At 62.3% G+C, this 21,647-nt stretch carries 23 protein-coding genes; 17 read left to right on the plus strand and 6 right to left on the minus strand.

All coding sequences use genetic code 11. The features are described 5' to 3' along the window. Positions 1 to 5: 5 nt before the first annotated feature. From purE to QWJ46_RS10265, 7 genes are all read left to right on the plus strand, one after another. Entirely contained in the window at positions 6 to 500 is a 495-nt protein-coding gene (gene purE, locus QWJ46_RS10235; protein WP_064811306.1) for a 5-(carboxyamino)imidazole ribonucleotide mutase, read from the plus strand. Beyond that, positions 497 to 1,573, plus strand: a complete 1,077-nt coding sequence (locus QWJ46_RS10240) for a 5-(carboxyamino)imidazole ribonucleotide synthase (RefSeq protein ID WP_184455019.1) — start codon at positions 497 to 499, stop codon at positions 1,571 to 1,573. The genes purE and QWJ46_RS10240 overlap by 4 nt, the downstream gene beginning before the upstream one ends. A 164-nt stretch (positions 1,574 to 1,737) precedes the next feature. Further along, complete coding sequence (gene ykgO / locus QWJ46_RS10245) at positions 1,738 to 1,863, plus strand: type B 50S ribosomal protein L36 (RefSeq protein WP_003582204.1); 126 nt, start codon at positions 1,738 to 1,740, stop codon at positions 1,861 to 1,863. Between the two features lie 107 nt (positions 1,864 to 1,970). After that, on the plus strand, positions 1,971 to 2,585 hold the full coding sequence (locus QWJ46_RS10250; protein ID WP_302751062.1) for a hypothetical protein: 615 nt from the start codon (positions 1,971 to 1,973) through the stop codon (positions 2,583 to 2,585). A 110-nt stretch (positions 2,586 to 2,695) separates the two neighbouring features. Continuing rightward, positions 2,696 to 3,751: an alpha/beta fold hydrolase gene (locus QWJ46_RS10255; RefSeq protein ID WP_184455017.1), complete on the plus strand. Its 1,056-nt coding sequence runs from the start codon at positions 2,696 to 2,698 to the stop codon at positions 3,749 to 3,751. Between the two features lie 124 nt (positions 3,752 to 3,875). Further along, a complete protein-coding gene (ggt, locus tag QWJ46_RS10260; RefSeq protein ID WP_302751063.1) occupies positions 3,876 to 5,612 on the plus strand; it encodes a gamma-glutamyltransferase in 1,737 nt (578 codons plus the stop codon). A gap of 122 nt (positions 5,613 to 5,734) precedes the next feature. Further along, positions 5,735 to 6,709 carry a threonine/serine dehydratase gene (locus QWJ46_RS10265; RefSeq protein ID WP_302751064.1) on the plus strand — a complete coding sequence of 325 codons (975 nt, stop codon included), beginning with the start codon at positions 5,735 to 5,737 and terminating at the stop codon, positions 6,707 to 6,709. Between the two features lie 54 nt (positions 6,710 to 6,763). Here the strand turns inward: QWJ46_RS10265 and QWJ46_RS10270 are convergent, their stop codons facing one another. Next, the gene (locus QWJ46_RS10270) at positions 6,764 to 7,660 is read right to left on the minus strand and encodes a LysR substrate-binding domain-containing protein (protein ID WP_302751065.1); all 897 of its coding nucleotides are present in this window, start codon (positions 7,658 to 7,660) and stop codon (positions 6,764 to 6,766) included. Positions 7,661 to 7,777: 117 nt separating this feature from the next. Between QWJ46_RS10270 and QWJ46_RS10275 the strand changes: the two genes are divergently transcribed. Genes QWJ46_RS10275 through QWJ46_RS10285 form a run of 3 tightly spaced genes read left to right on the plus strand, consistent with a single transcriptional unit; the run spans position 7,778 to position 9,143 of the window. Beyond that, on the plus strand, positions 7,778 to 8,197 hold the full coding sequence (locus QWJ46_RS10275) for a tautomerase family protein (RefSeq protein WP_184455013.1): 420 nt from the start codon (positions 7,778 to 7,780) through the stop codon (positions 8,195 to 8,197). Then, positions 8,194 to 8,595: a cupin domain-containing protein gene (locus QWJ46_RS10280; RefSeq protein WP_184455012.1), complete on the plus strand. Its 402-nt coding sequence runs from the start codon at positions 8,194 to 8,196 to the stop codon at positions 8,593 to 8,595. Before QWJ46_RS10275 ends, QWJ46_RS10280 begins: the two co-directional genes overlap by 4 nt. Beyond that, positions 8,592 to 9,143 (plus strand): DUF4865 family protein, encoded by a 552-nt coding sequence (locus QWJ46_RS10285; protein WP_184455011.1) that lies wholly within the window; start codon positions 8,592 to 8,594, stop codon positions 9,141 to 9,143. The genes QWJ46_RS10280 and QWJ46_RS10285 overlap by 4 nt, the downstream gene beginning before the upstream one ends. A 2-nt stretch (positions 9,144 to 9,145) precedes the next feature. On the opposite strand, the gene QWJ46_RS10290 is transcribed toward QWJ46_RS10285, so the two are convergent. The 3 genes from QWJ46_RS10290 to QWJ46_RS10300 all read right to left on the minus strand — a co-directional run bounded on the left by QWJ46_RS10290 (position 9,146) and on the right by QWJ46_RS10300 (position 11,829). Beyond that, positions 9,146 to 9,778, minus strand: coding sequence for a LysE family translocator (locus QWJ46_RS10290; RefSeq protein ID WP_184455141.1), 633 nt, complete (start codon positions 9,776 to 9,778; stop codon positions 9,146 to 9,148). Positions 9,779 to 9,904: 126 nt separating this feature from the next. Beyond that, on the minus strand, positions 9,905 to 11,344 hold the full coding sequence (gene pyk / locus QWJ46_RS10295) for a pyruvate kinase (protein WP_302751066.1): 1,440 nt from the start codon (positions 11,342 to 11,344) through the stop codon (positions 9,905 to 9,907). After that, on the minus strand, positions 11,344 to 11,829 hold the full coding sequence (locus QWJ46_RS10300) for a DUF1036 domain-containing protein (protein WP_011426762.1): 486 nt from the start codon (positions 11,827 to 11,829) through the stop codon (positions 11,344 to 11,346). Before QWJ46_RS10300 ends, pyk begins: the two co-directional genes overlap by 1 nt. 200 nt (positions 11,830 to 12,029) lie before the next feature. On the opposite strand from QWJ46_RS10300, the gene QWJ46_RS10305 reads away from it, so the two are divergent. The 3 genes from QWJ46_RS10305 to QWJ46_RS10315 all read left to right on the plus strand — a co-directional run bounded on the left by QWJ46_RS10305 (position 12,030) and on the right by QWJ46_RS10315 (position 13,505). Beyond that, positions 12,030 to 12,818: an N-formylglutamate amidohydrolase gene (locus tag QWJ46_RS10305; RefSeq protein ID WP_302751067.1), complete on the plus strand. Its 789-nt coding sequence runs from the start codon at positions 12,030 to 12,032 to the stop codon at positions 12,816 to 12,818. A 26-nt stretch (positions 12,819 to 12,844) separates the two neighbouring features. Continuing rightward, complete coding sequence (locus QWJ46_RS10310; protein ID WP_184455008.1) at positions 12,845 to 13,150, plus strand: DUF1244 domain-containing protein; 306 nt, start codon at positions 12,845 to 12,847, stop codon at positions 13,148 to 13,150. Between the two features lie 91 nt (positions 13,151 to 13,241). Further along, positions 13,242 to 13,505 carry a DUF2312 domain-containing protein gene (locus QWJ46_RS10315; protein ID WP_008533181.1) on the plus strand — a complete coding sequence of 88 codons (264 nt, stop codon included), beginning with the start codon at positions 13,242 to 13,244 and terminating at the stop codon, positions 13,503 to 13,505. A 155-nt stretch (positions 13,506 to 13,660) separates the two neighbouring features. Here QWJ46_RS10315 and QWJ46_RS10320 read toward each other — a convergent pair whose 3' ends face one another. Both QWJ46_RS10320 and QWJ46_RS10325 read right to left on the minus strand, forming a co-directional pair. Next, on the minus strand, positions 13,661 to 15,502 hold the full coding sequence (locus tag QWJ46_RS10320; RefSeq protein WP_184455007.1) for a DUF882 domain-containing protein: 1,842 nt from the start codon (positions 15,500 to 15,502) through the stop codon (positions 13,661 to 13,663). A 178-nt stretch (positions 15,503 to 15,680) separates the two neighbouring features. Next, entirely contained in the window at positions 15,681 to 17,225 is a 1,545-nt protein-coding gene (locus tag QWJ46_RS10325; RefSeq protein WP_184455006.1) for a sigma-54 dependent transcriptional regulator, read from the minus strand. A 207-nt stretch (positions 17,226 to 17,432) separates the two neighbouring features. On the opposite strand from QWJ46_RS10325, the gene QWJ46_RS10330 reads away from it, so the two are divergent. The 4 genes from QWJ46_RS10330 (at position 17,433) to QWJ46_RS10345 (ending at position 21,598) form a co-directional block, all read left to right on the plus strand. Continuing rightward, positions 17,433 to 19,289, plus strand: a complete 1,857-nt coding sequence (locus QWJ46_RS10330; protein WP_302751068.1) for a M3 family oligoendopeptidase — start codon at positions 17,433 to 17,435, stop codon at positions 19,287 to 19,289. A 208-nt stretch (positions 19,290 to 19,497) separates the two neighbouring features. After that, positions 19,498 to 20,685 carry an aminodeoxychorismate synthase component I gene (locus tag QWJ46_RS10335; protein WP_302751069.1) on the plus strand — a complete coding sequence of 396 codons (1,188 nt, stop codon included), beginning with the start codon at positions 19,498 to 19,500 and terminating at the stop codon, positions 20,683 to 20,685. Next, entirely contained in the window at positions 20,682 to 21,311 is a 630-nt protein-coding gene (locus QWJ46_RS10340; protein WP_184455003.1) for an aminotransferase class IV family protein, read from the plus strand. The genes QWJ46_RS10335 and QWJ46_RS10340 overlap by 4 nt, the downstream gene beginning before the upstream one ends. 2 nt (positions 21,312 to 21,313) lie before the next feature. Further along, entirely contained in the window at positions 21,314 to 21,598 is a 285-nt protein-coding gene (locus QWJ46_RS10345) for a YciI family protein (RefSeq protein WP_302751070.1), read from the plus strand. The last annotated feature ends 49 nt before the right edge of the window (positions 21,599 to 21,647 follow it).

Consider the following 21,647-nt stretch of genomic DNA (forward strand, 5'->3'; position numbering starts at 1 on the left):
GCAGGATGACAGATAGACCCCTCGTCGCCATCATCATGGGCAGCCAATCCGATTGGGAGACCATGAAGAATGCGGCTGACACGCTGGAAGCGCTGGAAATCGCTTATGATGCGCGCATCATCTCAGCGCACCGTACGCCCGAGCGCATGATGAATTTCGCCAAGGGCGCGCGTGCGGAAGGCTTCAAGGTCATCATCGCCGGTGCTGGCGGCGCAGCACACCTGCCGGGCATGACAGCATCGATGACGCCGCTGCCGGTGTTCGGCGTGCCGGTCCAGTCGAAGACCATGTCCGGCCAGGACAGCCTTCTTTCCATCGTGCAGATGCCGGCCGGCATTCCGGTTGGGACCCTCGCCATAGGCAAGGCGGGTGCGGTCAACGCCGCTCTTCTCGCCGCTGCCGTGCTGGCCCTTTCCGACGAAGAGATTGCCGACAGGCTCGACGAATGGCGCGAGCGCCAGAGTGCTGCCGTCGCCGAATATCCAATGGACGACCAATGACCATAGGAACAATCGGCATTGTCGGCGGCGGCCAGCTCGGCCGCATGCTGGCCATCGCCGCCGCCAGATTGAATTTCCGCACTGTCGTCCTCGAGCCGCAGCTCGACTGCCCCGCCGCCCAACTGGCGAACCGGCAGATCGTCGCCGCCTATGACGATCCGGCGGCACTGGCCGAACTGGCAGACACCTGCGACGTCGTCACCTACGAATTTGAAAACGTGCCCGTCGCAGCCGCCGAAGCGCTCTCGGCAAGCATCGCCGTGTATCCGCCTGCCAAGGCGCTTGAGGCCGCCCAGGATCGGCTTGTCGAAAAACGCTTCCTCAACGGCTGCGGCATATCAACCGCTCGCTTTCATGCGGTCGACAGCCAGGCCGATCTCGAAACCGCGCTGAACGATTTCGGCGGCCAGGGCGTGCTGAAGACCCGCCGGCTCGGTTATGACGGCAAGGGGCAGAAGGTTTTCCGCTCGCCCGCCGACAATCCTGACGGCGCCTATGCCGCGCTCGGGGCCGTGCCGCTCATCCTCGAGAGCTTCGTCGACTTCGAGCGCGAGGTCTCGATCATCGCGGCGCGTGCCGCGGATGGAACGGTCGTCTGCTTCGATCCCGCCGAGAATGTCCACCGCAACGGCATCCTCCACACCTCGACCGTTCCGGCCGCAATCTCGGCGACGACAGCGGAGGCCGCGCGTCAATCGGCCGAAAAGATTCTCGCCGCGTTGAACTATGTCGGCGTGATCGGCATCGAATTCTTCGTGCTCGCCGATGGCGGCCTGGTCGCCAACGAGATGGCGCCGCGCGTCCACAATTCCGGTCACTGGACGGAAGCCGCCTGCGTCGTCAGCCAGTTCGAGCAGCATATCCGCGCTGTTGCCGGCCTGCCGCTCGGCAATGGCGAGCGGCACTCCGACTGCGTCATGCAGAATTTGGTCGGCGACGATATCCTTGCCGTTCGCGACTGGCTGCAGCGTCCCGACACGCTGGTTCATCTCTATGGCAAGAGCGAGTGGCGCCCCGGCCGCAAGATGGGTCATGTCACGACATTGGCGCCGAAATTGCCGGTTTCGCAGTGAGAAACGCTCCTGCTGCCTGGGAAAAACACCGTCACGTGGTTGACACGCTGGAGGTGACGAGGTATCTGCACCCCCACCTAAAGAGCGCGCCCCGACGGCGCGCTTTTGATTGTTAAAGTTACGGGCGAATGTGAATTCCCCCATAGAGATCGCGGATCAGAAAAATGAAGATCAAGAATTCGCTCAAGTCGCTCAAGGCTCGTCACCGTGACAACCGTCTGGTTCGTCGCAAGGGCCGCATCTACATCATCAACAAGCTGAACCCGCGCTACAAGGCTCGCCAGGGCTGATTGCGCGAATCCGGATCGTGCGCCGCGCAGATTGCGCCGACGGACATCCGGTGTTCGCTGCGGTGATCACGTCTAATTTGTTTGATCTTCGGCGCTGGCGGACTAATATGTCCGCCATGCGCTTTTTTGCTTTGACGTCAGCGGTGCTGCCGCTCGCCTTCATCCTTTCCACCTCCCCGTTTCCGGCCGCCGCGGCGGAAAAGAACGTCATTGTCGAGCGGAAGGATGCCAGTAGTTCGCCGAAGCAACGTCTCGATCAGCTCTTCAGCCAGCTGAAGCGCGAGCGTGATCCTGATAAGGCCAGCAGCATCGCCAATGAAATTCGTCTGGAATGGAATGATTCCGGCAGTGCGACCGTGAACCTGCTGATGCAATGGGCCGACAAGGCGATCGAGGAAAAGCGCAATCCCGCCGCTCTCGATTTCCTCGACGAGGCGATTGCCCTCAAGCCCGATTATGCCGAGAGCTGGAATCGCCGCGCCACGCTGAATTTCGTCATGGGCAATTACCGCAAGTCGATGTCCGACATCGAGCATGTGCTGAATATCGAGCCGCGCCATTTCGGCGCGCTCTCCGGCATGGCCGCGATCCTCAGCAATTCCGGCAATGATCAATTGACCCTGAAGGCTTGGGAACGGTTCCTCGATATCTATCCCGCCGATCGCACCGCGCAGGAGCAGGTCAACATGCTTGCGGAAAAACTCGCCGGCAATCGAACCTGAAACCGCTTCACCGAGCTTGATCTGCGGCCAGAGCGCACAATTTCAGAACTGTCGAGGGAATTTGACACGACCGTCCCCCGCAAAATCCATCGATTGTCGCCGTTAAGATCATGCTTGCCGAAGTTTCCGCTCTTCTCGCCCCGCTCGCCGCCGCCATCGGTTACTCCTCTTACAAGGCGCGGCAATTCGAACAGATCTATCCGAATATCGGCGAATTGACGGATGTCGGCGGCTACCGCATGAACGCCGTCCATGTCGAGCGTCCCGAACATGCGGATCTGCCGGCGCTCGTCTTCATTCACGGCGCCAGCGGCAATCTGCTCGATCAGCTCGTCGCCTTTCGCGCGCCGCTCGAAGGCCGGGCGGAAATGCTGTTCGTCGATCGTCCCGGGCACGGTTATTCCGAACGCGGCGGCCCTGAGAACGCGGTACCCTCGGGCCAGGCCGATGCAATCGCCCGACTGATGGAAAAGCGCGGCATCGAGAAGGCGATCATCGTCGGCCATTCCTTCGGCGGTGCGATCACCGCCGCCTTCGGCCTGCGCCACGCGGATAAGACCGCCGGCCTGCTCTTCCTCGCGCCGGCCACCCATCCGTGGCCCGGCGGCATCGACTGGTATTATCATGTGGCGACCGTGCCCGTCATCGGTTGGCTCTTCAACCACGCCATCGTCGTTCCGCTTGGACTGAGCCGGCTGGAGCGCGGCACGTTGAATGTCTTCCGTCCCAATCCACGCCCTGCCGACTACATTGAAAAAACCGGCCCGTCGCTGGTGCTGCGGCCGCGCACCTTCCACAACAATGCCGCCGATTTCAAAAGACTGCTCGCCTATGTGAAGGAGCAGTCGCCGCTCTATTCGCAGATCACCGCGCCGACCGTCATCATCACAGGCGACCGCGACGAGATCGTCTGGGAACACCTGCATTCGCGCGGCCTCGCCCGCGATATACCAGGCTCCGAACTCGTTACAGTCGGCGGCGTCGGTCACAAGCCGGATTATCTCGCCACCGACGTCGCCATCGCCGCCCTGGAAAAGATCGCCGGGGCGCCACGCGATCTGCAGGCGGCCGCCCGCCGCGCCGAAGAGAGGCTCGCCGCCTCTCTCCGCGATCAGGCGATCCAAATCCAGCCGTCGCTCATGCCCGGGGCTCTCCACGGCGTCTGATCTCTCCGGCGGCGTCCCTGTTGGACATTCGGCCGGCCTCCTCGAACAAAGCCTGCTCCTCGCATTGCCGCGCGCCGCAGCAGCCCCATATGTCTTTCCGTTGTTGTCCATAGGAGGGGAAATCATGGGCCGCCTGCATATCGGGACGATCTCCGTCATATCGGCATTGTCGCTAAGTCTGACGACGGCCTTCGCGGCGTCACCCGCACCAGTCGAAGCCGAGCACGGGATGGTCGTCACCGCCCAGCATCTGGCGACCGATGTCGGCGTCGAGGTGCTGAAGAGTGGCGGCAACGCCGTCGATGCGGCGGTCGCCGTCGGTTATGCACTGGCGGTCGTCTACCCCTCGGCCGGCAATCTCGGCGGCGGCGGCTTCATGACCATCCGCCTGAAAGACGGCACCAAGACCTTCCTCGATTTCCGCGAGCGCGCGCCGATCGCCGCGACGAAGACCATGTATCTCGATGCAAAGGGCGATATCGTGCCGCGGGCCAGCCTCGACGGCTACCTCGCCGTCGGTGTTCCCGGTTCCGTCATGGGCTTGGAGACGGCGCGCGAGAAATACGGCACCCGCCCCCGCGAGGATCTGATAGCGCCGGCGCTCCGCTTCGCCAGGGAAGGTTTCACGCTGGAACAGGGTGACGCGGCGATCCTTGCCGGCAGCGCCAAGCGCCTTGCCAAGGACGAGACGGCGGCGAAGATTTTCCTGAAACCGGACGGCAAGCCCTATGGCTCCGGCGAAAAGCTTGCGCAGCCGGATCTCGCTGCGGTCCTGGCGGCCATCTCGGAAAAAGGACCCGACGCCTTCTATAAGGCTGCCCCCGCCGAGGCGATCGTAAAAGCGAGCCAGGCCAAGGGCGGTATCCTTGCCAAGGAGGATTTCGAGCAATATGGCGTGCGCGAGCTGAAGCCGATCGAGTGCAATTACCGCGGCTACGACATCATCTCCTCACCGCCTCCTTCCTCTGGAGGCGTCATCATCTGCGAGATCCTCAACGTCCTCGAAGGTTATCCGCTCTCCTATCTCGGCTACGCCTCGGCTGAAACCGTGCATGTGATGGTCGAGGCGATGCGCTACGCCTATGTCGACCGCAACGCAGCGCTCGGCGATCCCGATTTCATCGAGAACCCGGTCGAGAAAATGCTCGACAAGAGCTATGCCAAGGAGATCGCAGCAAAGATCGATCCCTACAGGGCCGGGACGTCGGCGAACCTGAAACCGCTCGGCGGCAAGGAAAGCAACGAGACGACCCATTATTCGATCATCGACGACGAGGGCAATGCGGTTGCCGTCACCTACACGCTGAACGGCTCCTTCGGCGCGGCGGTCGTCGCGCCCGGCACCGGCGTTCTGCTCAACAACGAGATGGACGATTTCACCTCCAAGTCGGGTGTGCCGAACCTTTACGGTCTCGTTCAGGGCGAAGCCAATGCCATCGCCCCGAAGAAGACGCCGCTCTCCTCGATGAGCCCGACGATCGTCACCCGTGATGGCAAGCCCTTCATGGTGATCGGCAGCCCCGGCGGCTCGCGCATCATCACCATCACGCTGGAGGCGATTTTGAATGTCGTCGACTTCGGCATGGATATCAGCCAGGCGGTCAACGCGCCGCGGTTTCATCACCAATGGCAGCCAGACAAGGTCTATCTCGAGCCCTATGCGCTTTCGCCGGATACGGAAAAGACGCTTGCGGCGATGGGCTATAGCTTCGACGGCGGCAACGATGCGCCGCTCTGGGGCCAAGCCGCCGGCATCCTCGTCGGCGGCAAAAGCCTTGCCGCCATCGAAAAGGGCGGCGGCGCTCGTTACAATGGCGCCATGGACGCCCGCGCGACCGAAGGCTCGGCGGGCGGCTATTGACGATCGGCGAGCCGCCGGGCATAGGCGCAATGGTCATTCATGTCACGGTGACAAAGTCACCGTTCACAAACCGTTTGCCCCGTCCTATGCATGAGCGATCCCGCAAGCAGGATGATTCCCGAATGGTCAGCATTGAAATGATTGTTGCCGCCCGCGCTCGACTGCGCGGTCGTGCGCGCCGCACGCCGCTTCTTTCCTCCCCCTTTCTGAACGAGATCGCCGGCCGGCGCCTGTTCGTGAAGGCGGAATGTCTGCAGCATTCGGGTTCCTTCAAGTTTCGCGGCGGCTGGTCTGCCGTCTCCGGCCTCGACCCGGCCGTACGCACGCGCGGCGTCATCGCCTTCTCCTCGGGTAATCATGCGCAGGGCGTCGCCCTTGCCGCCAAGCTGCACGGCGTACCCGCCGTCATCATCATGCCGAGCGATGCGCCGAAGCTGAAGATCGCCAACACCCGCGCCTTCGGCGCCGAAGTCGTGCTCTACGACCGCGCCAATGAGGATCGCGACGAAATCGGTGCCCGGCTCTCCGCCGAGCGCGGCCTGACGCTGATCAAGCCTTTCGACGAACCGCTTGTCATCGCCGGCCAAGGCACGACTGGCCTCGAAATCTCCGAACAGGCGGAAGAAGAAGGTGTAACGGAAGCCGAGGTGCTCGTTCCCTGCGGCGGCGGCGGACTGACGTCCGGCATAGCGCTCGCCCTCGAAGCCAGCGCCCCCGGCTTTCGCGTCCGTCCGTGCGAGCCCAGGGACTTCGACGATACCACCCGCTCGCTCGCCTCCGGCAGGATCGAACGCAACGCCTCGATGTCGGGTTCGATCTGCGATGCGATCATCACGCCGGAGCCGGGCAAGATCACCTTCCCGATCTTGAAGCGCCTCGCCGGCGCCGGCATCGTCGTCACCGACGACGAGGCGCTGCGCGCCATGGCGCTCGCCTTCGTCAGGCTGAAGATCGTCGTCGAGCCGGGCGGCGCCGTGGCGCTGGCTGCCGCTCTTTTCCATGGCGAGGCGCTGGAAAGCGATACCGTCGTTGCCGTCACCTCCGGCGGCAATGTCGATACCGACATCTTCGCCATGGCGTTGGAACGCTTCGGCTAAGTATCAGAGCGGCTTCTTGGTGATGGGGCCCTGCGCTCGCGAATAATCGAGATATCAGCCTGCCGTCCCGTGCAGCGCGCCATGCACGGATTGTAGAACCAGCTCGCCAAGCCGCGCCGCAGCCGGTTGCAGCTCAGCTTCCGCTCTATGCAGCACCAGGCCGAGCTTCGGCAGCTCAGGCAGGCCGAGTGCCTCTGGCGCGAGCGCCCGGACCTTTGCCGGCAGGCCGATCGGCGTGCGGATGGTCAAACCGAGGCCGGTCGCCGTCGCTGCCCAGAGGCCGCCGAGACTGGGACTGACGAAGGCGAGCCGCCAGGAAATGCCCGCCGCGTCGAGCGCCCTGGTCGCCGCACTGCGCAACAGGCACGGCGCCTCCAGCGACGCAAGCGGCATCGGCTCGCCGCTTGCCGCATGCCAGCCGGGCTGTCCCTCGGCAGGGCCGATCCAGCACATCGGCACTTCGCCGATGCGCTCGCAATGCGCCGACAGTGTCCCGTCGCTCCAGGCAAGCGCCAGATCGAGCTTGCCTGAGGTGACCCGCTCGAGCAGTTCGGCATTGCGCACCACCCGCGCCTCGATGCGGACTTTCGGGTGGGCGCGCGCGAAACGGCCGAGCACCTCAGGCAGCAAGGTCTCGCCGAAATCCTCCTGCAGACCGAGCCGCACCCAGCCTTCCAGCTCGACGCTGTGCACGGCCGCCGCCGCCTCATCATTGAGCTCCAGCAACCGTCTGGCATAACCGAGCATCGTTTCGCCGGCATCGGTCAGCGCCAGCCCGCGGCCCGCCTTGCGGAAGATTGGCGTGCCCGCCTGTTCCTCCAGCTTCTTCAGCTGCGCGCTGACCGCTGACGTCGAACGCCCGAGCTTTTCTGCCGCCCTGGCGAAATTCCCGAGCTCCATGCCGGTCGAAAAGGTCCGAAGCACATCGAGATCGAAGATCGTCCGCCGCATTATATAATTCCAATTTTCGGGACAGTTGATCCATAAAATTCTGATTTTCAGCATCATCCTGTGCTGCGATGATGCTGTTGTCAAGGCCGCCGGACGGCCCGAACCATGGAGATCCCAATGCCCTTCGTCCGCATCTCTCTTCGCAAAGGCAAGTCACAGGAATATCTCGCAGCGCTTGCCGACAACGTCCAGCGCGCGCTGGTCGAGACCTTCGACGTGCCGGAGAACGACCGCTTCCAGGCCATCCATCAGCATGATGAGAATGAGCTGATCTTCGACCGCAGCTATCTTGCCGGCCCGCGCTCGGACGATTTCGTCTATATCTCGGTCACGATCGGCCGGCCGCGAACGGCGGAGATGAAGGCAGCGCTGTATCGGCGGCTTGCCGAGCTGCTGGCCCAATCGCCGGGCTTGCGGCCGCAAGACGTGATGATCGTCGTCAGCACCAGCGCGCCTGAGGACTGGTCCTTCGGCAACGGAATCGCCCAAATGACCGATCCGGACTGGCGGCTGCAAGTAGCCGGAGGCCGGCAATGAGCGCTTCGAACCCGAAATCGATGACCGTCAGGCGGCCTGGTAAGGTGACCCGCTCGCCCGAAGGCGTGGCAACCGCGCCCTTCTGGGTTGAGATGCTGCTCGAAGGCACCGACGGTGAAAATACCGCGATGCGCGCCACGCTCGATCCGGGCACCATCACCCGCTGGCACACCCATCCCAAGGGGCAGTTGCTCTATGTCGTTGCGGGACAGGGTCTGGCACAGAACGAGGGCGGTTCGGTTGAGGAATTGCGTGCCGGCGATGCGGTCTGGTTTGCGCCCGGCGAACGCCACTGGCATGGCGCCGCCGATGACAGCCCGCTCACCTATATCAGCATCCAGCCGGCGGAAAATGGCAGCTTTGTCGAATGGCTGGATCCAGTGGAGGCACGGCCATGATCGCTATGCAATACAGCTTTACCCTGCCGGCCGATTACGACATGTCGATCATCGACCGCCGCATCCGCGACAAGGGGCCGCTGCTCGACGGCTTCCCCAATCTCGGTTTCAAAGCCTATCTCAGCGCCCGCACCAGCGAATTCGGCAGCCGCGACAATCTGTATGCGCCCTTCTACCTCTGGCGGAGGCCGGAACGGGCAGGCGACTTCCTCTGCGGCACGGGTTTCCAGGCGCTCACCAGGGCCTTCGGCTGGCCGCAGGTGAAGACCTGGATCGTATGGGAGGCGCAAATCTCGCCCCATATCGCCGCTGCCGCGTTCGCAACCCGCAATATTCTGCAGACGGAACCCCACGCACCGCTTGCCGATCTCCGCCGGGCCGAAAGCGCAGAGGCCGAAGCCGATCTGGCGGCAGGCGCACTCGCCTCCGTCTCCGGCTTCGAACCGACGACATGGACCCGCATACGCTTCAGCTTATGGCGAGAGCCTCCCGAGATCGGCGATGATGCACAGACCTATCGCGTCGGCCATATGTCCTTGGCCCGATGAGTTTAGGCGGTGGCCCGACGGTAAAAGGCAAGCGACCCGGCAAGAGCGAGCAGCGCGCCGCCGCAGGCCCGTTCCAGCCATAAGGCGCCTGACGTTTTCAGGAAACGGACCGCCTGCGAGCCGAAGAAAGCGTAACCGAACATGATGATGAAATCGAGCACAGCGAAGACAAGGGCGAGCAGCATATACTGCGCCGTCTGCGGCTGAGTGGGATCGATGAACTGCGGCAGAAAGGCGGAGAAGAAGAGATAGCCCTTCGGGTTCGTCGCCGCGACCATGAAGCTCTTCAGCCCGATCGAAAAGGTCGATCTCATGGCCGCCTCATCGGATTTCAGTGCCGCATCGATCGTGCCCTTCGAGCGCAAGAGCATGATGCCGAGAAAGGCGAGATAGGCAGCACCCGCCCATTTCAGTATCGAGAACCAGAATTCCGATGCCGCGAGCAGCGCGCCGAGTCCGACAGCCACAGCGCCGATCAGAACGAAATCCGAAAGAACCGCGCCGACCATGCCGGCGATCGCGCGGCGCAGCCCATGCCGAGAACCATTTGTCAACGCCAGCAGCACTGTCGGCCCTGGTGTGGCGATACCGACGAAGGAAACGGCCGCAAAAGCCAAAAGAGTGACGACATCCATGGTGATCCCTCCAAACCCGGAGATCGAGACTTGCATGCGACGCATCCCTTGGCAATGCCTCGTCACATGAACGAAAAAAGCCCGCCGCCTTTTCAGGCAGCGGGCTTCATCACGGATGCGATCGGATCAGATACCGCTCTGGCCGTCCGAACCAATATAAGCGATGCGGAGCATGTTGGTGGCGCCGGGCGTGCCGAGCGGCACGCCGGCCGAGATGATGATGCGATCGCCCGGCTTGCCGAACCCTTCGTCGGCGACGATGCGGCAGGCGCGGTTGACCATGTCGTCGAGATCGGTCGCATCATGGGTGACGACGCAATGCAGGCCCCAGACGACGGCAAGCCGGCGCGCCGTCTTGATGATCGGCGACAATGCCAAGATCGGCACCTGCGGACGCTCGCGCGAGGCGCGAAGCCCCGTCGTGCCGGACGAGGTGTAGCAGACGATCGCCGACAGCTTCAGCGTTTCGGCGATCTGGCGCGCGGCAAGCGAGATCGCATCGGCGCCGGTCGCTTCCGGCTGGGCGCGCTGGGCATAGATAATGCCGGGATAATGCGGCTCACGCTCGATGGCGGTGGCAATCGAGGCCATGGTCGAGACGGCTTCGACCGGATAGTCGCCCGAGGCCGATTCGGCCGAGAGCATGACGGCATCCGCACCTTCGAAGACGGCGGTCGCGACGTCGGACACTTCGGCGCGCGTCGGCACCGGCGCCGAGATCATCGATTCCAGCATCTGCGTGGCGACAACCACCGGCTTGCCCGAACGACGGCAGGCGCGGATCAGCTGTTTCTGGATGCCGGGAACCGATTCAAGCGGCATTTCGACGCCGAGATCGCCGCGGGCGACCATCAAGGCATCGGAAAGCTCGATGATCTCTTCGATGCGCTCGAGCGCCTGCGGCTTTTCGATTTTCGACATCAGGCCGACACGGCCGCGGGCGATCTTGCGCACCTCGGCAAGGTCGTCCGGACGCTGGACGAAGGACAGTGCCACCCAGTCGACATCGTCAGTCGCGAGCACGGCGTCGAGATCGGAACGGTCCTTGTCGGTCAGTGCGCCGACGCCGAGCAGCGTGTCCGGAAGGCTGACGCCCTTGCGGTCGGAGATGCGCGTGCCCGAAATAACGGTCGTGACGATACTCTTGCCGTCGCATTTTTCTGCGCGCAGGGCGAGCTTGCCGTCATCGATCAACAGGCGGTGGCCAGGCTGCACCGATTCCAGGATCTCGGGATGCGGCAGATAGACGCGGTTCTGGTCGCCGAGCGCTTCATTGTTGTCGAGCGTGAAGGTCTGGCCGGGCTTCAGGTCAACCTTGCTGTCGGTAAACTTGCCGACACGCAGCTTCGGCCCCTGCAGGTCGGCGAGAATGCCGATCGGCCGGCCGGAGCGCGCTTCCACCGTGCGGATGCGCTGGACGAGCGTTCGCATCAGGTCGTGGCTCGCATGGCTCATATTGATGCGGAAGACGTCGGCACCGGCCTGGTGCAGCTTCTCGATCATCGATTCCTCGGCGGAGGCGGGCCCGAGGGTGGCGAGGATTTTAATTTTGCGATTACGCTTCATCAATTCTGACTTTCTTGCGTCCCTGGGGTGTCGGAGAGTTGAACCATCCAGCTGCCCTGGCGGCCCGTGTCATATTCCTTGAATCCCATCTTCTGGTAACCCCGGGCATAACAATCCTGTACGCCCGAGATCTTGAATTCGTTTTCCGCCACGCACATCTGCACGTCCCCCGTCCACCGTCCTCCTCGGGCGGCGTCCTCTGCGTAGAGGTAATAATAGCGCGACTGCAATTCTCCCTCGATCAGCGTGGCGCAGGTCGTTGCCGGCACCTGCCACCAACCCTCCGTGATCCAGCCGTCCTTGGCCCTGTATCCGATTGCCACCCCAACCAGATTTTGCGTTCCGTTGCAGACGCGAAAATCGGCGCGTGCGGCATCTGCGATGAAGAACGGCATGGCGGCTGCAAGAGCAAACAGGGCGAGTCGGACCAGCGGTCCGGACCGCGTGAGGAAACTTGGCGCGGCTTGAATCAACACGGCTCCCAAATAGCTCCACGGTTATTCATGTCCGTGTCTTCTTGCGCCGCCCTCATCCGAAAGTCAACGCAATGCTAATCGATTATATTCCCTTTCATAACTGCCCGCGGAGGCTCATATCCGCTCTCTTCGCCTGTCGCGCTTGAACCGGTCGCGGGCTCATGCAATCACTGGGCGCGACTGCGCAATGGCCAACGGCAAATTCCTTCATGGACGACTTTCAATCCTTCGAAATCCTACCTGGAAAACATGACAAAGGCATGGTGATCCTCGCCGATCACGCGATGAACCGCCTTCCCGCCCGGTATGAAAGGCTCGGCCTGCCCGATTCTGCCTTCTCCCGCCACATCGCCTACGACATCGGCATCGAGGGCCTGACACGACAGCTTTCGGCGAGGCTCGGCGTACCGGCAGTGCTCGGCGGTTTCTCGCGCCTGCTGATCGACCCGAACCGCGGCGAGGACGATCCGACGCTGATCATGAAGATCTCGGACGGCGCCGTCATATCAGGCAATCACCCGATCACGCCGCAGGAATGGAATTACCGGATCGAAGCCTTTCATCGCCCCTATCACAATGCCGTGGCAGGCACGATCGACACGGTGGCGAATAGCGCCGGCAAGGCACCGCTGGTGCTGTCGCTGCACTCTTTCACGCCGGCGTGGAAGAGCATTCCCCGACCCTGGCACGCCGCGGTCCTCTGGGACAGCGACCGGCGCGCCGTCGGCCCGCTGCTCGACATGCTGCGGGCCGATTCCGATCTCGTCGTCGGCGACAACGAGCCCTATGATGGCGCTCTGAAGGGCGATACCATGTACCGCCATTGCATGGTGACCGGCATTCCGCATGCCCTGCTCGAAGTGCGTCAGGATTTGATCGCGGATGAAGGCGGCATATCGGCATGGGCCGAGCGCCTGGCGCCGATTTTTGCAGCGATGAATGCGGATCCGGCCCTGCACGAATACGACGTCCATCCGTCGCGCACCGGCCCCTATTGAGGTCCACGGAATGAAAGGAGAGCGAGATGACCGCGCTCAGCAAGGAACAACAGACCGAATTCGAAGCCGCCGCCTTCCGTCGTCTGGTCGCGCATCTTCGTGACCGCAGCGACGTCCAGAACATCGATCTGATGAACCTGGCCGGCTTCTGCCGCAACTGCCTGTCGAACTGGTATCGCGAGGCCGCCGAGGCCGAAGGTGTTCCGGTCAGCCGGGACGAATCGCATGAGATGATCTACGGCATGCCCTACGAGGACTGGAAAACCCTCCACCAGAAGGAGGCCTCGCCTGTGCAAAAGGCCGCTTTTGAGCTGAACAAGCCACACAAATAGTCCGCTTGGCCTTTAACAGGCTTGACCGTGACGCCGCTTCGCGGCAGTCACGTGCATCCCGAATTGATCACCGAAAAATCAGGAGAACACGATGTCTGATGCTCATGGCGTCGCCCGCGATCAGCTTCGCGCTTTCATCGAGCGCATTGAACGGCTGGAAGAAGAAAAGAAGACCATCGCAGACGACATCAAGGACGTCTATGGCGAAGCCAAGGGAATGGGCTTCGATACCAAGATCCTGAAGAAGGTCGTGGCGCTGCGCAAGAAGGACGAGCAGGAGCGCATGGAGGAGGAAGCAATCCTCGACACCTATCTGCACGCACTCGGCATGATCGAGGCGCCGCCGGAAGGCTGATTCGCCGACATCGCTGCTTTCGAAAGCCGCCGCCTCCGGCGGCTTTTCTTTTACGCCGGATCCTGCTGGCCGACCAACTGTCCAACCGCTCAAACAGTGAAAAGAAAACCGCCGGATCACTCCGGCGGTTTTTCGGTCTGACCAGATCGGCAGACTTAGTTCGTGTTGAACTTGCGCACTTCCATGAAGTTGACGGCCGTGCCGCTGAAGCGGGCGGGATCAACCGAGGCGGTCTTGACGTTGAAGCCCTCGGCATAGACAGCGGTCGGTTGGGCGCGCATCGTCTGGCTGACGAAGCGCGGCGCCTTGACCTGCTTGGACGCCATTTCGAGACGGGCATTGGTCAGCGCCCACTGCGAGATCATCTTCTGCGTCAGCTTCGGCTCGGTACGCACTGTCGTGCGGCTGGCATCGGCTGCGGCGGCTTCCTTCTGCGTCGGGCGGCCGCCCTTGACCGGAAGGGGCTGCGGCGCGGAGCTCTCGGCAGCTGGGGCGTCGAAAGCGTCACCGAAGCTTGCCGATTTCGTCGCCGGCGCCAAGGCAGCGAGCTGCAATGACGGCTTTTCGGCGGCCGCCTTTTGCGGCATCGCGGCGGCGATTGCCTGCTCTACGCTCATTTGAGGCTCATGCGAGGCGACTTGGCTTTCCGTATCCTTGTTCTGCTGCTCGAGCGCGTCGGCGATGGCGGGAGACAGGCCGCCATCCTGATCGGCCTCGTCTGCCTCCGCTTCCGGATCGGCATCCGCCGCCGCAAGCAGATTTTCGGCAACGGCAGGGCGCTCGACCGGAGTGGGAACCGGCATTCCGTTCTGGATGTTCGGATCGACCGACGCGACCTCAGCGTCACCAGGCGCGCGGCGCTGGCCGAGAAGCGAGGGAACGGGAATGCTGTAAGCGCTGAGATCGGCGAATTGCTGTGGCTGGGCCTGATCGGCCGGAAGCGCCGCGGCAAGGGCCTGCTGCGCGGCGTTACCCGAAGACGGCGCCACCAGTGCGCTGGCCATCTCGCTGCCGGCCGGCTGGTTGCTAAAGGCCGGGCGAACCTGCGGCACCGGCGCGTTCAGGGCTGCGACCTCGGTCTGCTGCGGCTCGGCAGGAGCAGGCTCGGCCTTCGGCGGCGTCGCCTTGGCGACAGCAACGGGAGCCGAATCGTCGGAATCATCTTCCTGTTCGTCCGCCCCGCCGCCAAACAGCGCTGCAAACAGCGTCTTGTGTTTCGGCGCCGATTCGGAAGCGCTGGCGATCTCGATCTGCGTGCCGCTGACGCGGCGCTTGTAATCGGCCATCGCCTGCTGATAGCCGGGCAGCGGCTTGCCGTCGGCCGGGATATGAATGGTGTTGCCGTTCGGGAAAAGCCGGACGAGCTCGTCGCGGCTCATGCGCGGCCAGGCGCGAACGCCGCCGACATCCATGTGCACGAAGGGCGAACCGGATTTCGGATAGAAGCCGACGCCGCCGATCTGCATCTTCATGCCGATGGCCCTGAGCGTCGCGAGTTTGACGTCGGGAATGAAGAAGTCCATCGCCTTGCCGAGCATGTGCTGGCTCTTTTCGGCGACGCCGGAATTGCGCGAGCGGCCGCGCAGCATCTCGTTGGTACCTGGCGAACGGAAACCGCAGACGACGTTGATATAATCCCTGGAACCGCTCTGGCGGTAGACTTCCCAGATCAAGTCGAACAGGCGCGGGTCCATCTTCGTCGGCTGGTTCTTGCGCCAGTCGCGCAGGAAGCGGTTCAGCTGCTCCAGACCCTTGGGGTCGAACTTGCCGTTGCGCTTATAGGTGATGACAGCTTTTTCGCCGGTATGGATAAAATAAAGCTTGAGGCTGCGGGTGTCGCCTGCCGCCTCAGAAGGTGTACTGACGAATACCGGTGAGGAAACCGCGAGCGCAAGAAGGGCGGCCGCTGCCGTCCTTACTGCCTTTCCGCAGATGTCGGCGCACAACAAGCGCCAACTCAAGCGCGAAGGCTTGGAATTCCCATTCAGATTCGGCAACTCGATCCCCGTCAGACAGACAATGTCCCGTACTGTCTCAGATGACTGTCAAATGCGGTCACACGATGGCAAAAATGCCACACATGATCAACCTTTTCTTTACATAGTGAACGAGCCACTAACAAGTGGTTTATGATCAGTAACAAATCGTGGTTGCCCGAGTCTTAATAAATGGGTCCTAAGCCGCATCTTTCTGGGGATTATCGGGATCTATGCCGTAATCTTTGAGCTTGCGATAAAGTGTGGACCGGCCGATGCCAAGTTTGCGCGCTACTTGACTCATCTGCCCGCGATAGAATTTGAGTGCGAATCGGATGAGCTCCTCCTCAACGTCGGCAAGTTTGCGCACGTCTCCGGAGGGATTGACGCTGGCAATGGCGTTTTCGGAAGTCTCCGACAGGCGGTGGTGCACCTCACCCGGCATCGGCGCCCGGTATTCCTCGCCATAAGCTTCATCTGGGTCGAGGCCGGTATTGTCGGCAACGAGCGCCAGGTGATCCACCACTTCATATTCCGGAAGCTGGGCGGCGATCTGCGGGAAATCCGCCTCCGTCAGCTCCGGCCCTTCGGCGAGAACGACCGCACGGAAGATCGCGTTTTCGAGCTGGCGAATGTTGCCCGGCCAGTCATAGGCGGTCAGCAGCGCCAGCGTGCCTGAATTCACGGTCATGCGGCGGCCGTTCTTCTGCTCGCTGGAGAAGCGGTCGGTAAAGACGCGCACCAGATGCGGGATGTCTTCCTTGCGCTTGCGCAGCGCCGGAATGGTAATCGGGAAGACGTTGAGGCGGTAATAGAGATCCTCGCGGAAATGGCCGTTCTTGACCTCTTCGATCAAATCCTTGTTGGTCGCCGAGATCAGCCGGACATTGACCTTGTGCGCGGTGCGCGCGCCGACCGTCTCGATCTCGCCCTGCTGCACGGCGCGCAGGAGTTTCACCTGCACTTCGAGCGGTAAGTCGCCGATCTCGTCGAGGAAGATGGTGCCGCCATCGGCTTCCATGAATTTGCCGATGTGACGTTCGGTCGCGCCGGTAAAGGCGCCCTTCTCATGGCCGAAGAGAATGCTCTCGACGAGATTATGCGGGATCGCCCCGCAATTGACGGTGACGAACGGCTTGTTGGAGCGGTCGCCGCCGGACTGGATGGCGCGCGCCACCAGCTCCTTGCCGACGCCGGATTCGCCTTCGAGCACGACCGGGATGTTCGATTGCGCCGCCCGCTGGGCGAGATCGATGACGCGGATCATCGCCGGGCTGGCCGAGACGATGTCGTCGAACCCGACGGAGCCCGAGCGCGACCGGCGTCCAGCCCGCGCCTTCACCTCGCGCTGGTCGAGCTTCATGGCGTTGGAGATCGAGGTGGCGATCCGTTCGGGCGAGACCGGCTTGACGACGAAATCGAAGGCGCCGGCGCGCATCGCCTGCACCACGGTCTCGATGCCGCCCTGGCCCGTCTGCACGATGACGGGGATCTGCGTGCCGAATTCATGAAGCGCATCGAGAAACTCGAGGCCGGTCATCTCGGGCATCATCAGGTCGAGCACGATGACGTTGAAAAGGCCGCTGTCGCGTTTGACCATTTCCAAGCCGATGCGGCCGTTTTCCGCCTGGTGCACGACATGGCCGTGACGCTCGATTGCGTTCTTGAGCAGGCGGCGCTGCACCGGGTCGTCCTCGACCACGAGAATTTGCCCTGCTCCCTTGAGCTCATTGTAACCGGTCATTGTCGCTCCACTTCATGCGAAACCATGAAGCGCACTCTGGCAGAAAGGCTTGAACATCCAGTTTTGAGAAATAATTGCATTTTAACGATTGCGAAGACCCGATTTCGTGCCGAAGCGAGGCCTTTCACGCGCCAAAAGGCCCTTGATGCGGGGGCCTCTCGCGCTTATTCAAACAGACCTGTTATAATGTGGAGAGGAATTGCGCCCATGAAAATCGAGCCCCTGCACGCCGGCTTTTTTTTCTCGCCAGCAGCGCCAGCCGGGGCGGCGGCCGATCCGGCGCTCGGCGACCTGCCGATCTGGAAACTGCAGGATCTTTATCCCTCCGCCACGTCGACCGCCTTCGTCGCCGACATGGAAAAGGCCGGCAAGGCCGCGATCGCTTTCGAAGAAAAGTGGAAGGGCAAACTCGCTGAAGCAGCAGTGAAGACCGGCACGGAAGGCATCGGCGCGGCGCTGAAGGAATATGAGGCGCTTGACGATATCATGGGCCGCCTCGGCTCCTTTGCCGGCCTCACCTATTTCTCCGACACCACCAATCCGGCCAACGGCAAGCTCTACGGCGACGTCCAGGCAAAGATCACCGAATTCTCCGGCCATCTCCTGTTCTTCGCGCTCGAGCTGAACCGGATCGACGACGCCGTCATCGACGCTTGCATGGCCAAGGACCCCGACGCCGGCCATTATCGCCCCTGGCTGATCGACCTGCGCAAAGATAAGCCTTATCAGCTCGACGACAGGCTGGAGCAGCTCTTCCTCGAGAAGTCGATGACATCGGCCTCCGCCTTCAATCGCCTCTTCGACGAAACCATGGCGGAGCTTCGCTATGAGATCGATGGCGAGAAAGTGCCGCTCGAGGTGGCACTGAACATGCTGCAGGAGAAGGATCCGGAAGTGCGCCGCAAGGCGGCCATGGCGCTCGCCGAAACCTTCAAGGCGAATATCCGCATCTTCACGCTGATCACCAATACGCTTGCCAAGGACAAGGATATCTCCGACCGCTGGCGCGGCTTCGAGGATATCGCCGACTCCAGGCATCTGGCAAACCGCGTCGAGCGCGAGGTTGTCGACGCCTTGGCCGCAGCCGTCCGGGAAGCCTATCCCCGCCTTTCGCACCGCTATTATAAAATGAAGGCGAAATGGCTCGGCATGGAGCAGATGAGTTTCTGGGACCGCAACGCGCCCCTTCCGGAAACGTCCAGCGCCGTGATCTCCTGGTCGGACGCGAAGGACACGGTGCTCTCGGCTTACGGCAGTTTCGCCCCCGAGATGGCCGATATCGCCAGGCGCTTCTTCGACGAGCAATGGATCGATGCCCCGGTTCGCCCGGGCAAGGCGCCTGGCGCCTTTGCTCATCCAACGGTTCCCTCGGCCCACCCTTACGTGCTCGTCAATTATATGGGAAAACCGCGCGACGTCATGACGCTTGCCCATGAACTCGGCCACGGTGTCCATCAGGTTCTCGCCGGGGCCCAAGGCGCGCTGATGTGCCAGACGCCGCTGACGCTGGCCGAAACCGCTTCCGTCTTCGGCGAGATGCTGACCTTCCGCGCGCTCCTGGAAAAGACCACCGACAGGCGCGAGCGCAAGGCGATGCTTGCCCAGAAGGTCGAGGACATGATCAACACGGTTGTGCGCCAGATTGCCTTCTACGAATTCGAGCGCAAGCTGCACACCGCCCGCAAGGCTGGCGAACTCACCGCCGACGACATCGGCGAGCTCTGGCTCTCCGTCCAGTCGGAAAGCCTCGGGCCGGCGATCAATATTTCAGAAGGCTACGAGACCTATTGGGCCTATATCCCCCACTTCATCCATTCGCCCTTCTATGTCTACGCCTATGCCTTCGGCGATTGCCTGGTCAATTCGCTCTATGCCGTCTACCAGACGGCCGAGAAGGGCTTCCAGGAGAAGTATTTCGAACTGCTGAAGGCCGGCGGCACCAAGCATCATTCTGAACTCTTGAAGCCTTTCGGCCTCGACGCCACCGATCCGTCGTTCTGGAGCCAGGGCCTGTCGATGATCGAAGGGCTGATTGATGAGTTGGAAGCGCTAGATAAGGGGTGAATTCTCGTCGCCAGGAGCGGAGAGGCAACGAGTCTCTTCTCCCCTCGGGGAGAAGGTGCCGGCAGGCGGATGAGGGGGCGACATAGTAGAACCTGTCCTTCGCACATGCTCAGGACGTCGCTTCGCTCCCCCCTCATCTGCCCTTCGGCATCTTCTCCCCCGCGGGGAGAAGGGAAAATACCTCGCCCTCCCAATCGCATCTTGAGTGATGAGGAGCAGAACAAACCGAAAGCGTTGCGTGGCCGACGAACCCTTTATCCTCTTCCGCGACGATACTTCAGGTCAGGTGATGCTTTTCGCCGAACCGGCGGAGATCATCCTTGCCAGGACGCGCGCCGAGTTCTTTGCAGGTCTTGTTCGGATGGAAGAGGCCAAGGCCGAGGGCAAATGGCTTGCAGGCTACATGGCCTACGAGGCTGGATATTTCTTCGAAGAAAAACTTGCGTCCTTTGCCGGAGAAGGTCGCGAAACGCCGCTCCTCTGTTTCGGCGTCTTCGATGCTCCACAGCCGGATACACATCCGCTTGCCCAGCCGAAACAGCGTCTCGAAAACGAGGAATTCCTCACCGCACCGAAGGCCGCCTGGGATTTCCCTATATATAAAGAGCGTTTCGAGCGCCTTCACCAGCACCTGCGGCTCGGCGACGCCTATCAGGCGAACCTCACCATGCCGGTCGAAGCCCGCTGGACCGGCGATCCCCGTGCCGCCTTCTGGTCGCTGATCGAACGCCAGCCTGTGAAATACGGTGCATTGGTCGATCTCGGCGGTCCGGTCATCCTGTCGCGTTCACCCGAACTCTTCTTCCGCACAGATGAGCAAGGCTGGATCGAAACCCATCCGATGAAAGGCACGGCAAAACGCGGCGCTACCGCCGCCGAAGATGCCGAAATCATCACGGCCATGCGGGCAGATATCAAGACCCAGGCCGAAAACCGCATGATCGTCGACCTCCTGCGCAACGACATCTCCCGCATCACCGAGGTCGGCACGCTCGATGTCCCGAAGCTGTTCGACGTCGAGACCTATCCGACCGTCCACCAGATGGTGAGCCATGTGCAGGCCAGACTTCGACCCGGTCTATCGATCCGCGATATCTTCTCCGCCCTCTTCCCCTGCGGGTCGATCACCGGCGCCCCGAAGATACGGGCGATGGAAATCCTGCACGCCCTCGAGGATGACCCACGCGATGCCTATTGTGGAGCGATCGGCATGATCTCGCCGACCGGCGCCATGCGTTTTTCCGTCGCCATCCGCACCGTCACGCTTTTCGGCGCCGGCAGGGCGGTCTTCAATGTCGGCGGCGGCATCGTCTTCGATTCCACTGCCGAGGCCGAATATGAGGAATGCCTGCTCAAGGCCCGCTTCGCCGTCGGCGACCAGTGGATCGCGCGATGACAGATTTTTCGCTGATCGAGACGTTGCGCTGGCAGCCCGGCGAAGGCTTCACCCGTCTGCGCCTGCATCTGGCCCGGCTTTCCCGCTCCGCCCGTCGACTCGGTTTTCCGCAACCGACCGATGCGCAAACAAAGCTCGAAGCAGCCGTCGCCGGCGCTGGCGGCCCGCTGCGCGTCCGCCTGACCTTCGACCCGCAAGGCGAGATCGAGGTGACGAGCGCGCCGTTCGTCCCACTGGCGCCGGAGACCGTTTGGAGCGTCCGTATCGCCAAGACCCGCCTCCACTCCGCCGACAGGCTGCTGCGCGTCAAGACCACACGGCGCACCGTCTACGAGACCGCCCGCGCCGAATATGCTCAGGCGGAAGCCGACGAGGTCATCCTCTTGAACGAGCGCGACGACGTCTGCGAGGGCACCATCACCTCCATCTTTCTCGACGACGGAAGCGGCATTCTGCGTACTCCGCCGATCTCCTGCGGCCTGCTCGCCGGCGTGCTGCGCACCGAATTCATCTGTGGGCGCAAGGCTCGCGTCGGCCGTCTGACACTTGCCGATCTCGATGCCGGCACGCTTTATGTCGGCAACTCGCTGCGTGGACTGATCCGCGCAAATCTCCTCGGGAATTGATCATGTTCATCCTCTCCCTCACCTATCGCAAATCCAACGACGAGGCCGACAGGCACATGGAGCCGCACATGGCTTGGGTGAAGGAGGGTTACGCCAAAGGCTGGTTCCTCGCCTCCGGCCGCAAGGTGCCGCGCACCGGCGGCGCGATCCTCGCCATCGGCGACCGTGCCGCGATCGAAGCCTATGTCGCCGCCGATCCCTTCACCATCCACGGCATCGCCGAATACGAAATCACCGAACTTGCGATAACGACGACGATTGAAGGACTGGAAATCCTGAAGCGATGATTTTCGTTCGGCGGATCTCGTCGCCCCGATATTTGGCCTTTCCCCGTCA

The sequence above is a fragment of the Rhizobium sp. CBN3 genome, from assembly GCF_030518245.1.
GTDB lineage: Bacteria > Pseudomonadota > Alphaproteobacteria > Rhizobiales > Rhizobiaceae > Rhizobium > Rhizobium aethiopicum_A.

What these genes read in the sequence shown, in the direction of transcription:
- QWJ46_RS10285 (WP_184455011.1), top strand. Translation starts at nt 8,592, where the DNA reads ATGATCGCTATGCAATACAGCTTTACCCTGCCGGCCGATTACGACATG.
- QWJ46_RS10310 (WP_184455008.1), top strand. Translation starts at nt 12,845, where the DNA reads ATGACCGCGCTCAGCAAGGAACAACAGACCGAATTCGAAGCCGCCGCC.
- purE (WP_064811306.1), top strand. Translation starts at nt 6, where the DNA reads ATGACAGATAGACCCCTCGTCGCCATCATCATGGGCAGCCAATCCGAT.
- QWJ46_RS10270 (WP_302751065.1), bottom strand. Translation starts at nt 7,660, where the DNA reads ATGCGGCGGACGATCTTCGATCTCGATGTGCTTCGGACCTTTTCGACC.
- QWJ46_RS10290 (WP_184455141.1), bottom strand. Translation starts at nt 9,778, where the DNA reads ATGGATGTCGTCACTCTTTTGGCTTTTGCGGCCGTTTCCTTCGTCGGT.
- QWJ46_RS10280 (WP_184455012.1), top strand. Translation starts at nt 8,194, where the DNA reads ATGAGCGCTTCGAACCCGAAATCGATGACCGTCAGGCGGCCTGGTAAG.
- ggt (WP_302751063.1), top strand. Translation starts at nt 3,876, where the DNA reads ATGGGCCGCCTGCATATCGGGACGATCTCCGTCATATCGGCATTGTCG.
- QWJ46_RS10305 (WP_302751067.1), top strand. Translation starts at nt 12,030, where the DNA reads ATGGACGACTTTCAATCCTTCGAAATCCTACCTGGAAAACATGACAAA.
- QWJ46_RS10330 (WP_302751068.1), top strand. Translation starts at nt 17,433, where the DNA reads ATGAAAATCGAGCCCCTGCACGCCGGCTTTTTTTTCTCGCCAGCAGCG.
- QWJ46_RS10275 (WP_184455013.1), top strand. Translation starts at nt 7,778, where the DNA reads ATGCCCTTCGTCCGCATCTCTCTTCGCAAAGGCAAGTCACAGGAATAT.
- QWJ46_RS10255 (WP_184455017.1), top strand. Translation starts at nt 2,696, where the DNA reads ATGCTTGCCGAAGTTTCCGCTCTTCTCGCCCCGCTCGCCGCCGCCATC.
- QWJ46_RS10265 (WP_302751064.1), top strand. Translation starts at nt 5,735, where the DNA reads ATGGTCAGCATTGAAATGATTGTTGCCGCCCGCGCTCGACTGCGCGGT.
- QWJ46_RS10340 (WP_184455003.1), top strand. Translation starts at nt 20,682, where the DNA reads ATGACAGATTTTTCGCTGATCGAGACGTTGCGCTGGCAGCCCGGCGAA.
- QWJ46_RS10345 (WP_302751070.1), top strand. Translation starts at nt 21,314, where the DNA reads ATGTTCATCCTCTCCCTCACCTATCGCAAATCCAACGACGAGGCCGAC.
- pyk (WP_302751066.1), bottom strand. Translation starts at nt 11,344, where the DNA reads ATGAAGCGTAATCGCAAAATTAAAATCCTCGCCACCCTCGGGCCCGCC.
- QWJ46_RS10325 (WP_184455006.1), bottom strand. Translation starts at nt 17,225, where the DNA reads ATGACCGGTTACAATGAGCTCAAGGGAGCAGGGCAAATTCTCGTGGTC.
- ykgO (WP_003582204.1), top strand. Translation starts at nt 1,738, where the DNA reads ATGAAGATCAAGAATTCGCTCAAGTCGCTCAAGGCTCGTCACCGTGAC.
- QWJ46_RS10240 (WP_184455019.1), top strand. Translation starts at nt 497, where the DNA reads ATGACCATAGGAACAATCGGCATTGTCGGCGGCGGCCAGCTCGGCCGC.
- QWJ46_RS10335 (WP_302751069.1), top strand. Translation starts at nt 19,498, where the DNA reads ATGAGGAGCAGAACAAACCGAAAGCGTTGCGTGGCCGACGAACCCTTT.
- QWJ46_RS10250 (WP_302751062.1), top strand. Translation starts at nt 1,971, where the DNA reads ATGTCCGCCATGCGCTTTTTTGCTTTGACGTCAGCGGTGCTGCCGCTC.
- QWJ46_RS10315 (WP_008533181.1), top strand. Translation starts at nt 13,242, where the DNA reads ATGTCTGATGCTCATGGCGTCGCCCGCGATCAGCTTCGCGCTTTCATC.